15 protein-coding genes are annotated in these 19,152 nt (G+C 71.7%); 6 read left to right on the plus strand and 9 right to left on the minus strand.

What is annotated here, in order from left to right; all coding sequences use genetic code 11:
• Window positions 1-21: 21 nt before the first annotated feature.
• Window positions 22-1,596: an IucA/IucC family protein gene (locus tag AQI95_RS23500; RefSeq protein WP_067127027.1), complete on the minus strand. Its 1,575-nt coding sequence runs from the start codon at window positions 1,594-1,596 to the stop codon at window positions 22-24.
• A 408-nt stretch (window positions 1,597-2,004) separates the two neighbouring features.
• Here AQI95_RS23500 and AQI95_RS23505 point away from each other — a divergent pair, with 408 nt between their 5' ends.
• The 3 genes from AQI95_RS23505 to AQI95_RS23515 all read left to right on the plus strand — a co-directional run bounded on the left by AQI95_RS23505 (window position 2,005) and on the right by AQI95_RS23515 (window position 5,225).
• Window positions 2,005-2,769, plus strand: a complete 765-nt coding sequence (locus tag AQI95_RS23505) for a response regulator transcription factor (RefSeq protein WP_067127030.1) — start codon at window positions 2,005-2,007, stop codon at window positions 2,767-2,769.
• On the plus strand, window positions 2,766-4,256 hold the full coding sequence (locus tag AQI95_RS23510; RefSeq protein WP_067127033.1) for a sensor histidine kinase: 1,491 nt from the start codon (window positions 2,766-2,768) through the stop codon (window positions 4,254-4,256). The genes AQI95_RS23505 and AQI95_RS23510 overlap by 4 nt, the downstream gene beginning before the upstream one ends.
• Window positions 4,257-4,406: 150 nt before the next feature.
• Window positions 4,407-5,225, plus strand: a complete 819-nt coding sequence (locus AQI95_RS23515; RefSeq protein WP_067127525.1) for an SDR family NAD(P)-dependent oxidoreductase — start codon at window positions 4,407-4,409, stop codon at window positions 5,223-5,225.
• A gap of 102 nt (window positions 5,226-5,327) precedes the next feature.
• Here AQI95_RS23515 and AQI95_RS23520 read toward each other — a convergent pair whose 3' ends face one another.
• From AQI95_RS23520 to AQI95_RS23535, 4 genes are all read right to left on the minus strand, one after another.
• A complete protein-coding gene (locus AQI95_RS23520; protein WP_067127036.1) occupies window positions 5,328-6,047 on the minus strand; it encodes a class I SAM-dependent methyltransferase in 720 nt (239 codons plus the stop codon).
• A 140-nt stretch (window positions 6,048-6,187) separates the two neighbouring features.
• Window positions 6,188-8,641 (minus strand): ATP-binding SpoIIE family protein phosphatase, encoded by a 2,454-nt coding sequence (locus tag AQI95_RS23525; protein ID WP_067127039.1) that lies wholly within the window; start codon window positions 8,639-8,641, stop codon window positions 6,188-6,190.
• Between the two features lie 165 nt (window positions 8,642-8,806).
• On the minus strand, window positions 8,807-11,242 hold the full coding sequence (locus AQI95_RS23530) for an MFS transporter (RefSeq protein WP_067127041.1): 2,436 nt from the start codon (window positions 11,240-11,242) through the stop codon (window positions 8,807-8,809).
• 152 nt (window positions 11,243-11,394) lie between these two features.
• Window positions 11,395-11,838 (minus strand): SRPBCC family protein, encoded by a 444-nt coding sequence (locus tag AQI95_RS23535; RefSeq protein ID WP_067127044.1) that lies wholly within the window; start codon window positions 11,836-11,838, stop codon window positions 11,395-11,397.
• Between the two features lie 148 nt (window positions 11,839-11,986).
• Between AQI95_RS23535 and AQI95_RS23540 the strand changes: the two genes are divergently transcribed.
• The 3 genes from AQI95_RS23540 (at window position 11,987) to AQI95_RS23550 (ending at window position 15,340) form a co-directional block, all read left to right on the plus strand.
• A complete protein-coding gene (locus AQI95_RS23540) occupies window positions 11,987-13,069 on the plus strand; it encodes an Rv2578c family radical SAM protein (RefSeq protein ID WP_067127047.1) in 1,083 nt (360 codons plus the stop codon).
• 213 nt (window positions 13,070-13,282) lie between these two features.
• A complete protein-coding gene (locus tag AQI95_RS23545) occupies window positions 13,283-14,848 on the plus strand; it encodes an alpha/beta hydrolase (protein WP_067127050.1) in 1,566 nt (521 codons plus the stop codon).
• A gap of 84 nt (window positions 14,849-14,932) precedes the next feature.
• On the plus strand, window positions 14,933-15,340 hold the full coding sequence (locus tag AQI95_RS23550; RefSeq protein WP_067127528.1) for a RidA family protein: 408 nt from the start codon (window positions 14,933-14,935) through the stop codon (window positions 15,338-15,340).
• 34 nt (window positions 15,341-15,374) lie between these two features.
• Here the strand turns inward: AQI95_RS23550 and dacB are convergent, their stop codons facing one another.
• The 4 genes from dacB to AQI95_RS23570 all read right to left on the minus strand — a co-directional run bounded on the left by dacB (window position 15,375) and on the right by AQI95_RS23570 (window position 19,127).
• Window positions 15,375-16,742 (minus strand): D-alanyl-D-alanine carboxypeptidase/D-alanyl-D-alanine endopeptidase, encoded by a 1,368-nt coding sequence (gene dacB, locus AQI95_RS23555; protein ID WP_067127052.1) that lies wholly within the window; start codon window positions 16,740-16,742, stop codon window positions 15,375-15,377.
• 88 nt (window positions 16,743-16,830) lie between these two features.
• Window positions 16,831-17,553 (minus strand): L,D-transpeptidase, encoded by a 723-nt coding sequence (locus AQI95_RS23560; protein ID WP_067127055.1) that lies wholly within the window; start codon window positions 17,551-17,553, stop codon window positions 16,831-16,833.
• Entirely contained in the window at window positions 17,546-18,052 is a 507-nt protein-coding gene (locus AQI95_RS23565; protein WP_067127058.1) for a SigE family RNA polymerase sigma factor, read from the minus strand. The genes AQI95_RS23560 and AQI95_RS23565 overlap by 8 nt, the downstream gene beginning before the upstream one ends.
• A gap of 61 nt (window positions 18,053-18,113) precedes the next feature.
• Entirely contained in the window at window positions 18,114-19,127 is a 1,014-nt protein-coding gene (locus AQI95_RS23570) for a L,D-transpeptidase (RefSeq protein WP_079071416.1), read from the minus strand.
• Window positions 19,128-19,152: the final 25 nt, after the last annotated feature.

The following is a 19,152-nucleotide window of genomic DNA, read 5'->3' on the forward strand; positions in this document are numbered from 1 at the left end:
GACAGGGGTCGGTGCAGGGCGTCAACGGCACAACGCCAGGGGGTTGGGGACGGGCATCCACTGGGCCTTGCCCGGGTTCTCGGCCAGGCGCATGGCGACGGTCGCCTTCAGCGGCACCGTGTCGCCGAAGAAGGCCTCTGCGTCCCCCTGGTCCGGCAGGCTGGCGTACACCCGGCGGCCGACCTCGGCCACCGCGCCCCACAGCGCCCGGGGATCGGCCGCGCGTGTCCGGCTGAGGACGGCGACCAGCTCGGCGAAGACTCCGCTGATGAGGCCGCCGAAGAGTTTGGTGCGCAGCGCGTCCACGTCGTCCCCCGCGCGGGTGCCCAGCAACGGCGGCAGTGTGAAACCGCACCGGGCCAGACGCCGTGGGCCGACCCGTACGCCGTCCAGATCCCGGTACAGCACCCGTACCGGCCACCCGTCCCGCAGCACGACCAGGGTGTTCTGGCCGTGGGCCTCCAGCGCCACCCCCATGGACAGCAGCGTCAGTGCGGGCGGCAGCACGAGCCCTGCGAAGTCCGCCAGCCAGCGCACCGGGTCACCTGACACCACAGTGGCTCCGGTCGCGTGGACGGCGGTGAGCGGAACCGCGATCTCTCCGGCATCGAGGTAGCACTCGGCCGACTCCCGGATCATTGCGGACAGGCTCTCGGAGGGCTGTCCGCCCACGCGCACCGCGCCGCCGCCCAGCTCCCGCAGGATGCGCAGGCTGCCGCGATACCCGGCCTTGTCGATGACGGCCGCGACCAGATCGGACAGCGGGGGTCCGTCGGCGACCTCGGCCGGGGAGATGGTGCGCCGGTAGTTGGTGACCTGCACGTCGAGCGCTGTCTTGATGTGGCAGCCCGGCAGGACGTCCAGCGGGGCGAGGGTACGCAGCGACAGCAGCGGCCGGGCCGGAATCGTCTCCTCCGCGAGGGCCAGGTCGGGGTGGTGCGCAAGCATGTGGTTCCGCTGCCAGGGGTGCAGCGGGAGGAGGATCGTGTCGCCGTCACGCAGTCGCCACGGCCAGTCACCGGCCCCCTGCCAGCGGTCGGCCGGGACACGGAGCAGCGCCAGCCGGACGACCGGGTGGTGCTCAGGAGCGTACGCGAGCACGTCGTCGATCGACATACCGGTGCGCGTCCTGCAGCAAGGATGCTGCGGGTGTCCGTCGACCACCGCCTGCTCAGCATCCGCCGAGTCATTCAGTGGCGCTCTTTCGCCGGCGTTCGCGGCTCTGGCCAGGGCCAGATTGACCACGCTGTTGTCCAGCTCGGCCGCCAGTCGCTCCGCCGCGGGGGTACGCAGGCCCAGTTGCGCCAGCAGTTCCGCCGGACCATGGATCGGCCCCTGCGGCCCGGATACGGCGAAGTCGTCGGGTACCACGGCGAACGGCCGCGCACTGGACTCGGCCGCCGCGAGCGAGCCGCCCCGCTGCAACTCGACCACCACGGCGTCGGACTCCCGTCGATGCCCGGTCACTCCGGGCAGGGGTTCTCGTACGAAAGCGCCCCACAGCCGGCCCAGCACGGTGGCACGTGCTCCCGGCAGCGCGGTCGTGAAAGGCTCCACCAGGTCCGGGCGAGCGCGGCGTAGTTCATCAAGGGGCATGGGGCATCCCAGGTGCTCGTGGGGGCGCTTGGCGCGCGGTGCTCCAGTGGCACCGGCCGGGCAACCGACGCTACGGGAAGACGATCAAGCGAATTGCCAGAGCACGTACAGCGGGGATCTCGGATTCCTCCGATGAAGCGTTTTTCCTTCCTCTCCTCCAGTCGATTCCACCGATAGGGCTTTCCTGTCGGGCGGCCTGGCGTTGAATCATTTTCCGGCTGTCACCTGGGGGATTGAAAAACCGCCGTTCGCGGCCTTAACTCTCGGCTAACTCCGCGCTGTCCATGCCTTGGATATCGTCATCACGTCACGCTTCAGCCGTTACGCCGACCGTGAAGGATCACCGGCTCGGGGGAGGTTTCGGCGTTTGCGCCGCATTCTCCGGCCGAGGTCTGTGAGCCTTTCGGCATGCGTGTCTTGCTGATCGAGGACGACGACCGGGTGGCCGCACCGTTGGCGGAGGGACTTCGCCGTTTCGGATTCACCGTCGAACACGCCAGAAACGGGGCCGCCGGCCTGGCAGCGCAGGAGGCGGAGATGGTGCTGCTGGACCTGGGGTTGCCCGACATGGACGGCATCGACGTCTGCCGAGCCCTCCGCTCCCGCTCATCCGTGCCGATCATCATGATCACGGCCAGAGACGACGAAGTGGACCGGGTGCTCGGTCTTGAGCTGGGCGCGGACGACTACGTCTCGAAGCCGTTCGGCGTGCGGGAGCTCGTCGCCCGAATCCGTGCCGTGACACGCCGCGCCCGACCGCCCGAGCCGACCACCCCGAGTCAGGAGCCGCAGCCCTCGGACGGCCTGGCGCAACAACCTGGGACGTCCCACATCCAGCGGGTCGGCCCCCTGGCCATCGACCGTCGCACCCGGCGGGTGCACCTGCACCAAGCGCCCGTCATTCTCGCGCCCAAGGAGTTCGACCTGCTCGTCTGCCTCGCCGAGGACCCCGGGGCCGTGTGCTCCCGCCGGCAGATTCTCGACACGGCGTGGGAACCGAACTTCTTCGGCCCCACCAAGACCTTGGACGTCCACATCGCCGCGCTGCGCCGCAAACTCGGTGACTCCTCCTGGATCGAGAACATCCGCGGAATCGGCTTCCGCCTGGTCCCCCCGGCTCACAGCGACGCCGCGTCCCCCGCAGGTCCGGCGCGCGGCGGAGGGCCCCGGTGACCCGTCGCCTGTTGCTCAGCCATCTGAGCCTCATGCTGTTCGTCCTGCTCGCGCTCGAAGTGCCGTTCGGCATCCTCTACGCCCGCAGCGAGCTGTCCCGCTTCTCCCATGCGGCACAGCAGGGGGCGATGACGCTCGCCGAGGTCTGCGAGGACAAGATGGAGCACGGGCTGACGACCGACCTGCCCGAACTGGCCCGCGCGTACGGGCAGCGCACCGGCAGTCGCGTGCTCGTCGCCGGCCACAAGGGCACCGTCCTCACCGACACCGCGGCCCGTACCCAGGTGGGCAGGGACCTGTCCGCCGAGCCGGACATCTCCTCCGCGCTGCGCGATCAGCCCGCCGTCGGCACCCGCAGCGACCCGTCCACAGGCGGCGAAGTCCTCTCCGTCACCGTGCCAGGTGGCTCCAACGCCGCCATCGCCTGTGTGGTGCGAACGGTGTACACGCTGGGCCCGCTCAAGGCGAAGGTCCACGGTACCTGGCTGGTCCTCGCCGCCGTCGGGTTCGGGGTGCTGGCCGCCGTCTCCCTGATCGGCTTCGCTCTCGCGCGCTCGATCACCCGTCCCGTCCAGGCACTGGAACGCGCCACCGCACAACTCGCCGAAGGCCGGATCACCGACCCACCGGCCACCGATCACGGGCCGCCGGAACTACGGCGGCTCGCCGCGTCGTTCACGACAACCGCGACTCGGCTCCAGCACCTGCTCCAGGCCCAGCAGGCGTTCGCCTCCGAGGCGTCCCACCAGCTGAAGACTCCCCTGACCTCACTGCGCCTGCGCCTGGAGAATTTCGAGCCGCACCTCGCCCCCTGCGCTCATGACAGCCTCGACGAAGCACTCGGGGAACTGGAGCGGCTCAGTCGTATGGTGCAGGGGCTGCTCGCGCTCGCCCGGCTGGAGAACTCCGCGATCAGGCCGGAGGCGGTCGATCTCGACGCCGTCGTAGCCGATCGCGCAGCCATCTGGACGGCCTTCGCCGACGAGCAGCAGGTCGACATCATCGTCTCCGGGGCCACAGGCGTTCGCGTGTGGGCGGTCCCGGGAGCACTGGAGCAGATCATCGACAATCTGCTCTCCAACGCGCTGCGCGTGTCCCCGCCGGGAACCGCCATCACGCTGGCAACCGTCACCGCCCCGAGGGAAGGCAGCCGCACCCCGCCCATGACGGAACTGCATGTGATCGACCAAGGGCCCGGTATGTCCGAGTCCGAACGGCACAGGGCCTTCGACCGGTTCTGGCGGGCCGCTGATGCCGACCACGACGGTACGGGCCTCGGCCTTCCGATGGTCCGGCAACTCACCCGCGCCTGCGGTGGCGAGGTCGCCCTGGAGGCATCCCCCGGCGGTGGGCTCGACGCCTTCGTACGCCTTCGACGCGCCGAGAGCCGCCCTCACCGGGAACGACCGGACACCTCCGCAGACGCCGACTACGCAGGCCGCCCACGTCACCACACCACCCACAGCAGCACTGTTCGCTGCCCTTGAGGGAGCCGGTCATGGCCTGTTCACGGCCTGACCTGGCACACGGGCTCGGACGGGACCGGGAGCCGTCCTGGCCGGAACTCGTCGTCCGTGGGGCCGTCGCTCATAGAGTCGGACGCCGTGGACGAACTCGGCGAAGGCGGTCTGACTTCAGTGGCGAACGAGCGGGTTGTCATCGTGACCGGTGCGGGCTCGGGCATCGGGGAGGCCACGGCCCGGCTGCTGGGCGAAGGGGGCCACCACGTGGTCGCGTCCGGCCGGCGGGCCGAACCCCTGCACCGCCTGGCACGGGACACCGGGGCGCTGGCGTATCCGTCGGACGTCGGCGAGCCCGAAGCGGCCGAGGGGCTGGTCCGGGCGGCCCTGGACGCGTACGGACGCATCGACGGGGTGGTGCTGAACGCGGGGATCGGGCGTGGCGGGGCCGTCGGGGATCTGTCGCTGCGGGACTGGGAGGAGGTGATGCGCACCAACGTCACCGGCCCGCTGCTCCTGCTGCGCGCGGCCATCCCCCATCTGCTCGAGTCCAGGGGGGCGGTGGTCGCCGTCGCCTCGGTGGCCGCGCTGCGCCCCGGCACGAGCAGCGCCCCGTACGCCACCTCGAAGGCGGCCCTGCTCCAGCTGTGCCGCTCCGTGGCCGTCGACTACGGGCGTCAGGGGGTGCGGGCCAACACCGTGTGCCCCAGCTGGGTGCGGAGCGAGATGGCCGACCGGCGGATGGCGCGCTTCGCCGAGGAGGCGGGCCTGGGCGACGGGGGCGCGCAGGCCGCCTATGCGGAGGCGACCCGGCTGCTGCCCCGGGGACGGCCGGGCGAGCCGCGCGAGGTCGCGGAGGCGATCGGCTGGCTGCTGTCCCCGGCGGCGTCGTACGTCAACGGGGCGGTGCTCACCGTGGACGGCGGGGCGACGGCCCTGGATCCGGGGACCCTCGCGTTCGACTTCCACATCGCGCCACGTGGCGGCGAGGCGTAGCGCACCACGGCGCACCGACGTCGGCCCGTCCGGTTCCGGGCGGCGGACGGGGTGCGCGGGGCCTCCCCCGCGCACCCTGGTTCGGGCGAGTCCCGGGTCCGGCTACGCGCCGGCGAGGACGAACCAGCGGGCCGGCAGGTCGATGCGGGTGCCGTCGGCCAGGTTCTCGGTCTGCGGGAGGGTCGTCCCGCCCTCGGCGAGGACCTTCAGACCGGCCTGCGCGAGCACGCGCGGGATCTCCATGTCGTCGGCGTCGGCGGGCTTGAGCCCATGGTGGAAGACGCGCTGGAGCTTGGGGCCCGGACCGTTCGGCTGCGACGCGGCCTGCTTGAGCACGTCCCGGGAGTCGGTGGTGAGTTCGACGACGAACGCACGGCCCTCGCTGCCGATCAGCTCGGCGACGGCGGCGGCGACCGCGGGCCGCGCCTCGGGTTCGCTCTGGTGGATGACGGCCCGCATGTAGACGTGCGCGTCGCCGAGCCGCTCGTGCAGGGCGCGTACGGCGCCGATGTCGGTGAGGTCGAGCTGCTGGAACTCCACGGCGCCGTCCCGCGTGCCGCGGCGGGCGTGCTCGACGGCGGCGTGCGAGAGGTCGACGCCGACGGCGCGCGCGAACCGGGTGGCCAGATACCGGGTCTGGGTGCCGTTGCCGCAGCCGAGGTCGACGATGGTGCGCTCAGGGTCCGCATGGGGCAGCAGCAGGGCGCTGTGCGGTTCGGCCGTGAGGGAGGGATCGGAGTCCCAGATCGCCTCGCCCGGCGCGTCGGAGGTCTCGCTCCAGTAACTCTCCCAGGCGTTGCGGTACTTGTCCGAGACGTTCATGCGCTCTCCCCACGGGTTCGGTTCCGTGATCGGGATATCGCGGCGGCCCGGACCGGGGCAAGGGGTGGGAGGCCACCTTCACTGGATGTATGGAACCCGGACAACTCGGGGCGTGCGGCGGTGGACCGCACGCCCCCTGGTCATCCCCTTCCGACGATGGCCTGTTCGAACCAGACGGTCTTGCGGTGCCCGGAGGCGCTGGCGCCCCATTCCCGGGCCAGCCGGCTGACCACGCTCAGACCCCGGCCCGACTCGTCGCCGGGACCGGCGCTCAGCATGGCGGGCAGGCCGGGTTCGTCGTCGGTGACCTCGAACAGCAGCGCGTCGGTACGGACCACACGCAGCCCGACCGGATCGCTCACGGCGTACCGGACGGCATTGGTGACGACCTCGCTGACCAGTAGCTCGGCGGTCTCCACGGCCTGCGGCAGCGCCCATGACAGAAGCCGTTCACGGACCAGGCGGCGGGCTCGGGCGACCTCGCGCGGGTCGGCGTCGAGCCGCCATTCGGCGACATGGTCGTCGGGGATGCCGTTGAGGCGGGCCATCAGCAGGGCAACGTCGTCCTTGCGTCCGCCGCGGGTGTTCAGGGCGCGGATGATGGTGTCGCAGGCGTCGTCCATGGAGGCGGCGGGGTGGGCGGCGGACTCGCACAGCGCGGCGAGGCCCTCGCCGATGTCGGAGCCGCGCACCTCGACCAGGCCGTCGGTGCACAGCACCAGCCGGTCGCCGGGCGCGACCTCGACCCGGGTGGCCTCGAAGGGGACACCGCCGACGCCGACGGGGGCGCCGGTGGGCAGCTCCAGGAGTTCGCTGCTGCCGTCCTCGGCGCGGACCAGGACGGGCGGGATGTGTCCGGCGTTGGCGAGGTGCAGATCGCCGCGGATCGGGTCGTAGACGGCGTACAGACAGGTGGCGAGGTAGTTGTCGCCGAGCCGGCGGGCGAGGTCGTCGAGGTTGCGCAGCAGTTGGGCGGGTGGGGTCTCCATGGTGGCCATGGTCTGTACGGCCGTGCGCAACTGGCCCATCATGGCGGCCGAGTTGAGTCCGTGGCCCATGACGTCGCCGACCACGAGGGCGGTGCGCGAACCGGGCAGTTTGATGGTGTCGAACCAGTCGCCGCCGATCCGGCCGAGCCGGGTGCCCGGCAGATAGCGGGTGGCGATGTCACAGCCGGCCATCCGCGGGCTGACCTGCGGGAGCATGCTGTCCTGCAGGGTGTCGGCGACGTTCTCCTGGTAGGTGTACATCCGGGCGTTGTCGAGCACGAGTCCCGCGCGGGCGGCGAGTTCGGCGCCGGTGGTGCGGTCCATGTCGTCGAAGGCGGGGCGGTCCGGGCGGCGCATCAGCACCATGAAGCCGAGGACGACGTTGCGCGCCTTGAGCGGGACGATCAGCAGGGACCGGCCGCCGATGAGCGGCCTGAGGTCACGCTTCTCGAACTCGCCGGAGATGCGCTCGGACAGTTCCTCGGTGACCCTCGGGACGAGCACCGGCTCACCGGTGCTCATGCACTTGTAGAACGGGGTGTGTTCGGGGAAGGCGAAGGCCTCGCCGACCGGCACGGTGTCGTCCCAGCGGCCCGGTTCGTCGTTGTGCTCGACCCACACCCGGAACATCACGGTGCTGGCGTCCGGCGGTCCGTCCGGGAAGCCTTCGCCGGCGAGGACGGCCGCGCGCAGATGGGTGCCGGCGAAGTCCGCGAAACGGGGTACGGCGGCGCTGGTGACCTCGCGGATGGTCTCGCCGAGGTCGAGGGAGGAGCCGATGCCGGAGCTGACCTCGTTGAGGAACTCCAGTCGCTCGCGCACGGCGGCGTACTCCAGGTCCTGCTCGGCGCCTTCCGGGATCACTGCGGCCACCGGCCGCGGTCGCGGTACGACGGCCTGGTGCCGCGGGCGGCCGGGACGGCGGGGCACGCCCCAGTACGGGGTGACCGGCACCCGGTCGAACTGGCTGAACTCCAGGACCGGATAGCCCAGTTCGAGCACCTGGGAGACGATGCGGCCGCTCAGCCCGGGACCCATGTTGGGCAGGATCTCGGGAAGTCGCCGCTCGAGGTCGTCAGGGGCGGGCAGTTCGGTGTGGCGGGCGAAGCCGGGCGAGATGCGTTCGGCGGTCTCGTCGTCGTAGCCGCGCTCGTCGCGCAGCCGGGTGGCGTCGGCGGCGAGCACGAGCAGCCGGGACGAGCCCGGCCCGACCAGCGGGTAGGCCCACCAGAGCACGTCGAGGCGGTCACCGCCCTGTGCCCGGCCGTGCGGGACAAGGCGGGCGCGGCCGGCGGTGGCGTAGGCGGTGTGGCCGCCGAGCGAGGCCTCCAGGTCGGGGCCGGGTCCGTCGTACTGCGCGCAGGCGTCCGGCATCGGCCCGCCGTGCGGGTCCTCGGGCAGGGCGCCGGAGACCGGCAGCAGATCGGCCGCGGCACGCCCGACGGCGTCCTCCCTGCTCGCGCCGAACAGGCGCCGCGCGCCACTGCTCCAGTGGGACACCAGGCCGTCGCGGTCGACGACGACCACGGCCAGCGGGATCCGGCCTGCCGCCGTGCTGCCGGTGTCGCGCCCGGGAGGTGTGTCCCGCTCGCTGCCACGGTCCATGGCCCAGGCCCTCTCTCCCCACGGCTGTACGCAAACGATCTGTGCCGCCCCCCACTACGGTACGGCGGCGGTCGGTCGCGATGTGTGGCAATCCTGGAATTGGTTTCACCGCATCGCACCCGCGCGCAGCTCAGCGCCCTGCGGGCGCCGCGGCCGCGTGCTCGCTCAGTCCTCGTGGCCCAACTGCAGGTCGCGTTCGGTACGGCCGCCGCCCGCGACCTGCAGCACGGTGGCGACCGGCGGGTAGCCGGCGGCGATGACGGTGTACTCCCCGGAGGACAGGTCGACGAACCGGAAGGTTCCGTCCATGCCGGTGGTGAGGGTGTCGACGACGTTGCCCGCGGCGTCGAGGAGCGTCACCCGCGCGTCCTCCACGGGCCGTCCGCCGCTCGCCCGCACGGTGCCCTTCAGCACGGCGCCACCCGCGAGTTCGACGTTCTGCCGGGTCTCCCGCGCGGCCTGCACGGTGACCGGGAGCGCGGCCGGGCGGAAGGCGGGGGCGCTGGCGGCGAGGGTGTACTCGCCGGCGACCAGCTCGGTGATGACGTAGCCGCCCTCGCGGCCGCTGCGGGTGGTGGCGACGACCTCGCCGTGCACATTGGTGAGGGTGACGGTGGCGTCGCGCACGGGGGTGCCGTCGGCGGTCACGACGCTGCCCGCGAGGCGTCCGGCGCCGCCGAGGACCACGTCGAGCTCGACGGGCCGTTCGCCGACGGTGACGGAGACGGCCTGCGGCTGGTGGCCGCCGGCGGCCGCGATCAGCACATACGCCCCCGAGCCGGGCGTGCTGAGCGCGTACCGTCCGTCATCGCCGCTCGCGCCCCGCCCGATCTGCACTCCGGCGACATCGATGAGGGTGAGCGCGGCGCGGGGCACCACGGTGCCGTCGGGGTGCTGCACCGTGCCGCAGACGGGGATCCCGGCGGCGTACGACGAACGGGCCTGCGGGATGGGGACGTTCGCGCTCACGTCGTCGGTCTCGGGATCCGGCTCTGTTTCGGCGGTGTGGTGGGACACCAGAGGTTTCTCCTTGAGGAAGAAGGCGATGAGCAGGCCGAGGGCGAGCACCGGGACCAGGTAGAGGAAGATCCGGGGCATCGCGTCGGCGTAGGCGCGGATGTAGGCGTCGCGCAGCGCCGGGGGCAGCGCGTGGACGAGCTGCGGGGTGATGGACTGGGGGTCGGGCAGCCGGACTCCGGCGCGCGGCGGCAGTTCCGTGCGCAGGGCGTCGGTGAGCCGGTTGGCGAAGAGGGTGCCGAAGATCGCGGCGCCCACGCTGCCGCCGATCTGCCGGAAGTAGTTGTTGGCGCTGGTGGCGGTGCCGAGGTCGGCGGGCCGCACCGAGTTCTGCACGGCGAGGACGAGGACCGGCATCACCAGGCCGATGCCGGCGCCGAGGACGGCCATCCAGATGCTGTACTGCAGCCGGGGCGTGTCGACTTCGAGGCGGGACAGCAGCCACATGCCGACGGCGGAGACGGCGCCGCCGAGCACGGGGTAGATCTTGTAGCGGCCGGTGTGGCTGATGAGCTGGCCGCCGATGATGGAGGCGCCGACGATCCCGCCCATCATGGGCAGCATCAGCAGCCCGGACTCGGTGGCGCTGGCCCCGTCGACCATCTGCAGGAAGGTCGGCAGATAGCTGGCGGCGCCGAACAGGGCGACGCCGATCACGAGGCCCACCAGGCCGCTGATGTTGAAGACGGAGTCGCGGAACAGCCGGAGCGGGATGAGGGGTTCGGCCGCGAGGTGCTCGGCCACGAGGAAGAGGACGGTGGCGGCGAACGCGCCGGCGCCGAGGCCGATGATCTGCCGCGAGCCCCAGGCGTACTCGGTTCCGCCCCAGCTGCTCAGCAGGACCAGGCAGGTGGAGGCGGCGGCGAGCAGCAGGGTGCCCAGGACGTCGAGGCGCCCGCGGCTCGTGGGCTTGGGGAGTTTCAGGACGAGGGTGACGACGGCGAGGGTGAGCAGTCCGAAGGGGACGTTGACGTAGAAGCACCAGCGCCAGGAGAGGTGGTCGGTGAAGTAGCCGCCGAGCAGGGGCCCGGCGACGGAGGCGAGTCCGAAGGCGGCACCGATCAGGCCCATGTAGCGGCCTCGTTCGCGGGGCGGCACGATGTCGGCGATGATCGCCTGCACACCGATCATGAGCCCGCCCGCGCCGATGCCCTGGACCGCGCGGAAGGCGATCAGCTGGTCCATGGACTGGGCGCGGCCGGCGAGCGCGGAGCCGACGACGAAGACGGCGATGGCGAACTGGAAGACGCCCTTGCGGCCGACGAGGTCGCCGAGCTTGCCGTAGAGCGGCAGGCCGATGGTGGAGGTGAGCAGATAGGCGGTGATCGCCCAGGACATCCGGTCCAGGCCGTGCAGTTCGCCGACGACCTTCGGCAGCGCGGTCGCGACGATCATCTGGTCGAGCGCCGCGAGCAGCAGGGCGAGCATCAGTCCGAAGAACACCAACCGGACTCGGCGCGTGCCGAGTGCGGCGGCCGGTGCGGGCGGGGGCGGTGCCGCGGCGGTCTCCTCGCGCGGGGCGCTCTCCTCCCCCGGCGCCGGTGCCGCGACCGGCTCGTGCGTCACCAGAGTCGTCCCGCCCACGTACCGCTCCCCTCGTCACACCTGTCACATGTCCCGCACAAGGCGACAACTGCGAACAACTGCGGCGAGTTACGGCAGGGTTGGGGAGGGCACGGAGATCCACTCGAACCGGTGAAGGGGCACAACGCCCCTTCACCGGTGGGAGCTTGGCTCTACTTCTCGACCTCGGCGGCGAGGTTGGCGAGCAGGGCGTCGTAGATCCGGCCGAGACCCTTGGGCGCGAAGGTCTTCTCGAAGAAGCCTCCGATGCCGCCGGCACCCTGCCAGGTGGTGTGGACGACGACCCTGGACCTGCCCTCGCCGGCCGGGGTGACGGTCCAGGTGGTGACCATGGAGGAGTTGCGGTCCTTCTCGACCAGCTCGCCGTCGGTGGGCTCGCCGACCTCCAGCAGGCAGTCACGCACGCGCTTGCTGGTGGCCTGGAGCTTCCAGTGGACGAGGGTGCCCTCGCCGTCGCCGCCCTCACGGACCTCGTACTCGCTGAAGTGCTCGGGCAGCAGCTTCTGCCGCGTGCCGCGGTAGTCGGCGAGGGCGTCGAACACCTTCTCCGCGTCCGCCGCGACGACCCGCTCCGTAGTGGCCTCGACCTGCGCCATTGCGTTCCTCCACGACCTGGTTTCTCGGGGTTGGAACAAGCCAACCACCCCGGTGCCCGGCCACCCAAATCGGGGGTCCTCAGCAAGGGCCGCACGATCATGGGAACAGTTGTTCTATTCTATGCCGCAGTGCGATCGAGGAGGCGTCATGCGCTGGGAGAACCTCACCGTCGAGCCCGCGGCGGCCAGGGCGTCCGAGCCGCCCGGGGAGCGTGTCGAGCACGGCCGGGCGGCCGAGGCCGCGCTGTTCGGCGCGGACGCCGTGACCACCCGCACCTTCGACACGCCCGAGTTCCACGGGATCACCTTCCACGAGGTCAGGGCACGCTCGGTGCTGAACCGGGTGCCGGGCGCCTCACGCATGCCGTTCGAGTGGACGGTGAACCCCTATCGGGGCTGCACGCACGCGTGCGTCTACTGTTTCGCCAGGAAGACGCACAGCTATCTGGACCTCGACACCGGCCTCGGCTTCGACACCCAGATCGTGGTCAAGGTGAACGCGCCCGAGGTGCTGCGCCGTCAGCTGGCCTCCCGCCGCTGGCAGGGCGACCACGTGGCGATGGGCACGAACGTCGACTGCTACCAGCGCGCGGAGGGCCGCTACCGGCTGATGCCGGGCATCATCTCCGCCCTCACCGAGCACGCCAACCCGTTCTCGATCCTCACCAAGGGCACCCTGATCCTGCGCGACCTCGACCTGCTGGTGCGGGCGGCCCAGGTGACGGACGTGGGCATCTCGGTCTCCGTCGGCTTCCTCGACACCGAGCTGTGGCGCACGGTGGAGCCGGGCACGCCCGCGCCCGAGCGCCGGCTGGACGTCGTACGCGCCCTCGGTGAGCACGGCATCGGCTGCGGGGTGCTGATGGCGCCGGTCATCCCGTTCCTGAGCGACCATCCGGATCGGCTGCGGGCCACCGTACGGGCCATAGCGGAGGCCGGGGCCACCTCGGTGACCCCGCTCACGCTGCATCTGCGGCCCGGCGCGCGGGAGTGGTTCATGGCCTGGCTCGCCCAGCACCATCCCTGTCTGGTGCGGCGCTACGAGCGGCTGTACGCGGAGGGCGCCTACGCGCCCAAGTGGTACCAGCGCCGGATCACCCGTCAGGTGCACGAGCTGGCACGGGAGTACGGCATCGGGCCCACCCGCGCGGGCCTGGCCCGCCGGATCGAACCGGCGCGCCCGGCCGGCCCCCCGGCCGTGACCGAACCGACCCAGCTCACCCTCATGTGAGTGCGACGCCCGCCCGCACAGGAGAGCCGCGCCCGCGCTCGGGCCCGCGTGACGAGCCGTGGCCGCCTTCGGCTGAGCGGCGTTCGAGGGCTTCGGGCGACCCAATCGGGTCAACTATGCCTATAAGACGTTCTTCAGGGCGCCGACGCCGGGACGATGCGGCGACAGATGTGACCTTCGCGGTCCGCCGAAACCTCCGTCCCGGGAGGACGCATGACACCACGCGCAGCCGTGCTGTGCGCAGCCGCCGCCGTGCTGGCGGGCTCGGTCACGGCCCTGCCCGCCCAGGCAGCCGCCGAGCCCGATCCCGCCGCCCAGATCGCCTGGAGGGCGTGCGGCACCAACTCTTATCCGACGCTCCAGTGCGCGTCCCTGAAGGTGCCGCTGGACCACACCCACCCGTCGGGCCGGCAGATCTCGCTCGCCCTCTCCCGCGTCCCGCACACCGCGCCGACCTCCCAGGGCCCCCTCCTGGTCAACCCCGGCGGCCCCGGCGGCAGCGGTCTGAAGCTCGCCGGATACGTCGCCTCGGCCCTGCCGGCGAGCGTCGCCGCGCAGTACGACGTCATCGGCTTCGACCCGCGCGGGGTCGGCAGGAGCAGCCCGGCGCTGGACTGCGCGCCCGGCCACTTCAAGACGGTGCGCCCGGACACCGTGCCCGCCTCGGCCACGCTGGAGCGGACCAACCTCGCGCGCGCGAAGGCCTTCGCCACGTCCTGTGCCCACAAGTACGCCGACGTGCTGCCGTACATCGACACCATCAGCGCCGTGCGCGACATGGACTCCATCCGCCAGGCGCTCGGCACACCGACGATCAACTACTTCGGCTACTCCTACGGCACCTACCTCGGCGCGGTCTACGCGAAGATGTATCCGCAGCGGGTCCGCCGCCTGGTGCTGGACTCGATCGTCGACCCGACCGGTGTCTGGTACAAGGACAACCTCGCCCAGGACTACGCCTTCAACAACCGCCACCGCGCGCTGATGGCGTGGATCGCCCGCTACGACTCCGCTTACCACCTCGGCAAGGACCCCGCGAAGGTCGAGGCCGCGTGGTACGCGATGCGGGCGGCCCTGGCCAAGCAGCCGGCCGACGGCAAGGTGGGCGCCTCGGAGCTGGAGGACACCTTCATCCCCGGCGGCTACTACAACGGCGACTGGCCCTATCTCGCCGAGGCGTTCGCGGCGTACGTGCGCGACCACGACACCGGGCCGCTGCTGGAGGCGTACGAGAAGTACGGAGCCGTGGACGGCTCGGGCGACAACGGCTACAGCATCTACGCGGCGGTGCAGTGCCGTGACACCTCCTGGCCCATCGGCTGGAACCAATGGCGCGCGGACACCTGGTCGGTGTACCGCAAGGCACCCTTCATGGCCTGGAACAACGCCTGGTACAACGCGCCGTGCGCTTTCTGGTCGACCGCGAAGCGCAAGCCGATGAGCATCGCCAACACCAAGCTGCCGCCGACGCTGCTCTTCCAGGCGACGGACGACGCGGCCACGCCGTACCCCGGCGGCGTCACGGTCCACCGGCTGCTCGCCCACTCCAGCCTCGTGGTCGAGGACGGCGGCGGCAACCACGGTGTCACGCTGAGCGACAACACCTGCCTCGACACATATCTGGCCGCGTACCTGACGGACGGCACGGTGCCGCGCGGCTCCGGTGTCGCCGACGCGGTGTGCAAGAAGTCACCGGACCCGAAGCCGCTGGCCACGAAGGCCGCGCCGACCGCCTCCCACGGCTCGGTCCTGCACGACCTGCTCGGCTCCCGCCGCTGAGCAACCGGGCCGGACGTCGGGGGCGTTGTCAGTGGGATGGTCCACCATGGAGCCATGAGCGATCAGCACGAGGCCATGAGTGACATGAGTGAACCGACCCGGATCCCCGCCCCCGACGGCGTGGCCCCCGCGGCCCAGTACAGCCACGTCGTCTCGGCGACCGGGCGTTTCGTCGCCGTCTCCGGCCAGCTCGCCCTGGACGAGCACGGCAAGCTGGTCGGCGAGGGCGACCCCGCCGCCCAGGCCCGCCAGGTCTTCGAGAACCTGAGGCGCTGCCTGGCCGCCGCGGGCGCCGGTTTCGAACACGTGGTGAAGCTGACCTATTTCGTCACCGACACGGCCCACCTGCCGGCGATCCGCGCGGCCCGCGCCGCCCACATACCCGACGACCGCCTCCCGGCGTCCTCCGCACTGCAGGTGGCGGCCCTGGTGGCCCCGGAGTTCCTGATGGAGATCGAGGCACTGGCGGTGGTGGGCACGGAGGGCGCCTGACAGGGCCCGCCCACCGCCACCGAGGCCGAATCCCTTACGCGTAGCAGCCGTTGACGGTCGCCGCGAGGTCGTCCATGGCGTCCTTGACGGCGTTCGGGTCGGCCGTGGCACCGTTCTCGACGAAGGAGAACACCTTCCACGCACCGTCCTTGCCCCGCGTCAGACCGCTCAGCGAGACGGCACCGGTGAGGGTGCCGGTCTTCGCGCGCACCTTGCCCACCGCGCAGACGGAGTGGGCGTCGTCGAAGCGGCCGTACTCCGGGCCGAGCGTGCTGCCGGCCTCGCCGGAGACGGGAAGGCCGTCGCGGATGGCGCCGAGGGTGTGCTCGTGACGGGGCTGCGTCAGCAGTTCGAGGATCTGCGCGAGGGTGGCGGCCGGGATGCGGTCGGCCCGGGACAGGCCGCTGCCGTCGTAGAGCTTGACGTTGTCGAGCGAAACGCCGTACACCCGGCTCAGCACCTGGCGCACGACCTCGGTGCCGTTCTGGAAGGTGGCCGGGCGGCCGGCGCCCAGGGCCGTCATCCGCAGCAGTGTCTCGGCGATGTCGTTGTCGCTGCGCTTGAGCATCGTGCGGACGACGGCCGACAGCGGCGCCGACGTGTGCTGGGCGACCGGAACGTCCGTCGAGCGCGCGGCGGCGCGGGTGACGTCGCCGGTGACCGTGACGCCGCCCGCGGCGAGTTGCCCGGCGAAGACCCGCCCGGCGTCGATGGAGGTGTCCTGGACGCCGTGCCCGTCGACGACCAGCGCGCGGACCGGGGCGACGGTGTCGGGGTAGTAGCCCTCGTTCCAGCCCTTGGCCAGGGTCGGCTCGGGGAACAGGCTGTCGTCGACGCCGACCTTCACGGTGGTCAGGCCCGCGGCCCTCAGTCCGGCGATCGCGGTCTTCGCCAACTCCGCGAGGTCGGCGGTGGTCAGGGTGCGGTCGCCGCCCCCGACGAGGGTCAGGGTGCCGTGGCCGTAGACGACCTTCGTGGTGAACCGGTGCTGCGGTCCGAGCACGGTCAGGGCGGCGGTCGAGGTGGCGAGCTTGGTGTTGGACGCCGGCATCAGTGCGGCGGAGGCGTTGTGGCCCCAGACGGTGGTGTCCGAGGCGGCGTCGAGGACCACGCCGCTCACGTTCGAGCCCAGCCGCCGGTCGAGGACCCGGGTCTTCAGGTTCTTGGCCATGTGCCGGTCGTCGGTGTCCAGGCCGCGGGCCCCGGCCGTCGCGCCGACCCCCTTCTGGGCGGCGAAGGCGGACGGGCCCGCCAGGGCGGCGGACGCCACGGGCACGGCCATGGCGAGGACGAGGGCCCGGCGCAGACCGGTTCCCGTGCCGTTCGGTCCGGGCTTGCGGTGTCGGCGCCGGCCCGCCGGAAGGAAGGTGTTCTCGGGTGTCTTGGCAGTCATTTCGGTCATCGGGATTCGAAGATTCCAGGAGTGGGGGCCTTGGGGGCCTTGGGTAAGGGGAGGTCAGACGTGCTGCATCAGTGCATACGTCCGTCGCTCAGTGGCCGCCGGTGACCGGCTTCCGCTCGTAGCACACGGAGTCCGGGTCTGCGCTCGCGGCCTGTCGGCCCTTGATCTGCACGCGCGCGCCGGGCTTGACGGCGTCGTACACCCATTTCCCGTCCTGGGGTGAGAGGGCGATGGCGCCGGGGCCGGCGTCCTCGCCGATGCTGGCGAGACCGGCGGACGGATCCAGGGCGTTCATCAGCAGCCGCTGGTGGTGACTGCGGTCGGTGAAGGTGACGGCCCACCGCCTGACGTCCACGTGCTTGGTCAACTTCATGTACTTGTTGGGGGGCATGGTCAAGGTGGGGTACTTGGCGGCGACCGTGACCGTCTTCTCGCCGATCGGGCAGTTCTCCTGCACCCCGCTGATGGGGAACGTCCTGCCCTCGATGGTCAGGGTGTGGGCGTCCAGGTCGATCGTCACCCGCTGCACGGGCGTCGGGGACGGGGCGGGTGCGGGGATGTGGGGCGCTGACGCCGCGGGGGGTGCGGCCGACTCGGTGGAGGAACCGAGGGCGCCGGAGACGACGGCGGCGAGGGCCACCGCCGCCAGCGCGGTGGTGGACAGCAGGACGCGCTGGCCGGTGCGGCGTCGTCGCGCCCGGCTCCTCGCCTGTGCCCCGGTGGCCGGTGCCGCGCCCTGCGCGGCCAGGCCGCGGAGCCGGGCCGACAGCTCCGTCTCGGTCAGGGGGTGCGGTGGTGGCTGGTCAGACACAGGCTTCCTCCGGGGAGTGGTTTTCCTCGCTCACCAGGTGAGCGGCGAGTGCCGAACGGCCGCGTGACAGACGCGCCTTGACGGTGCCGACGGCCGCACCTGTCTCGGCGGCTATCTGCTCCACGCTCAGATCGCACAGGTGGTGCAGCACGATCGCGGTCCGCTGGGCCTCGGGCAGGCGCCGCAGAGCGGCGACCAGTGCCACATGGTCGGGGTTCGGTTCGGACGCCGGCTGCGGGGCGGACTCGCCCCGCACCAGCTCCCACCAGCGGCGCGCCCGACGCCAGCTGCTCATCGCCAGACGATGTGCCACCGTGCGGATCCACGCCTCGGGATCCCGGTCGCCGTTCAGAACGGACGAACGCCGCTCCCAGGCGCGTGCGAACGCCTCCTGGACCACGTCCTGGGCTTCGGCGTAGTCGCCCGTCAGGGCGTACAGCTGACCGACCAGACGCGGGCAGGCGGCCGTGTAGAAGAGGTCGAACTCGTCCTCGGTCACCTTGTCGTGCTCTCTTCTCACGGCGCGGGGCGCGTGTGGCGCAGGGGCGGTGCGACGGGGGTCATGCGGTCGTGGTGGCGCCGAAGGCGCTGTGCGCGAGCCACCGCTTCCAGGTCAGGTTCCAGTCGCCGTAGCCGTTGCCGGTGGCGACGACGCCCTTGTCCGCCCCGGTGACCGTGATGACGTCACCGATGCGTATGCGGTCGTAGAAGCGCTGGGCGGTGCCGTCGGAGGCGAGGCCGACGCAGCCGTGCGTGACGTTGCGGTGTCCGGCCTCGGTGTTGGCCCGCGGGTTCTGGTGCACGTACGTCCCCGACGTCGTCAGGTGCACGGCCCAGTAGTAGTAGCCGTGGTAGGTGTCGCCGAGGCCCACGGTGCGGGAGTCCATGTACACCTTGGGCTGCTTGCCCATGACGACCATCGTCCCGTTCCAGGTGTCCGTCCCGGGCGCCCCGGTGGTGACCGGGATTCGCTGTGCCGTACCGCCGGTGCGGACGGTCATCATGTGCGTCTTCGCGTCGACCGTGGCGACCAGCGACCGGCCGATGGTGAAGTGCCGGGCGCCGTGCGAGCCGAGACGGAGGGTGATCCTGGTGCCGGACTGCCAGTAGGTGGTGCGGGGGCGGAAGTCGACCCGCTGTCCGTCCAGGTGGGCGTCGTCGTTCACCCAGCTCCACGCGCCGGACGTGCCCGAGGAGGTCTGCACGCGCAGCCAGCCCTCCACGTCCTTGCGCTCGGCGGCGGGGACCGGCCGGGAGAAGGTGACGGATATGGGCATGCCCACACCGACCGTCTGCCCGTCGGACATGTTCACCCTCGCCTGCGCGAGCACGGCGGGCTCCGGCCCCGACGGAGCCGGGCGGGCCGCGGACGCCTTGCCCGCGCCGTCGCCGTGTCCGCCCGCGGCCTTGTCGGCCGCCGCGGTGGAGGCCCGGGAGGTCGGCGCGTCCGTGGCCGCCCTGATGCCGGTACCCGCGTCCGTCGAACAGCCGGCGGCCGAGAACAGGGCCGCGCAGGCCACGACAACAGCGCCGAAACGGCCGGCGGCCCGTCCGGCCGAACGGTCCAAGTACATGTAAATCCCCCTGGTGAGGTGCGGT

The sequence above is a fragment of the Streptomyces yokosukanensis genome, from assembly GCF_001514035.1.
GTDB classification, from domain to species: domain Bacteria; phylum Actinomycetota; class Actinomycetes; order Streptomycetales; family Streptomycetaceae; genus Streptomyces; species Streptomyces yokosukanensis.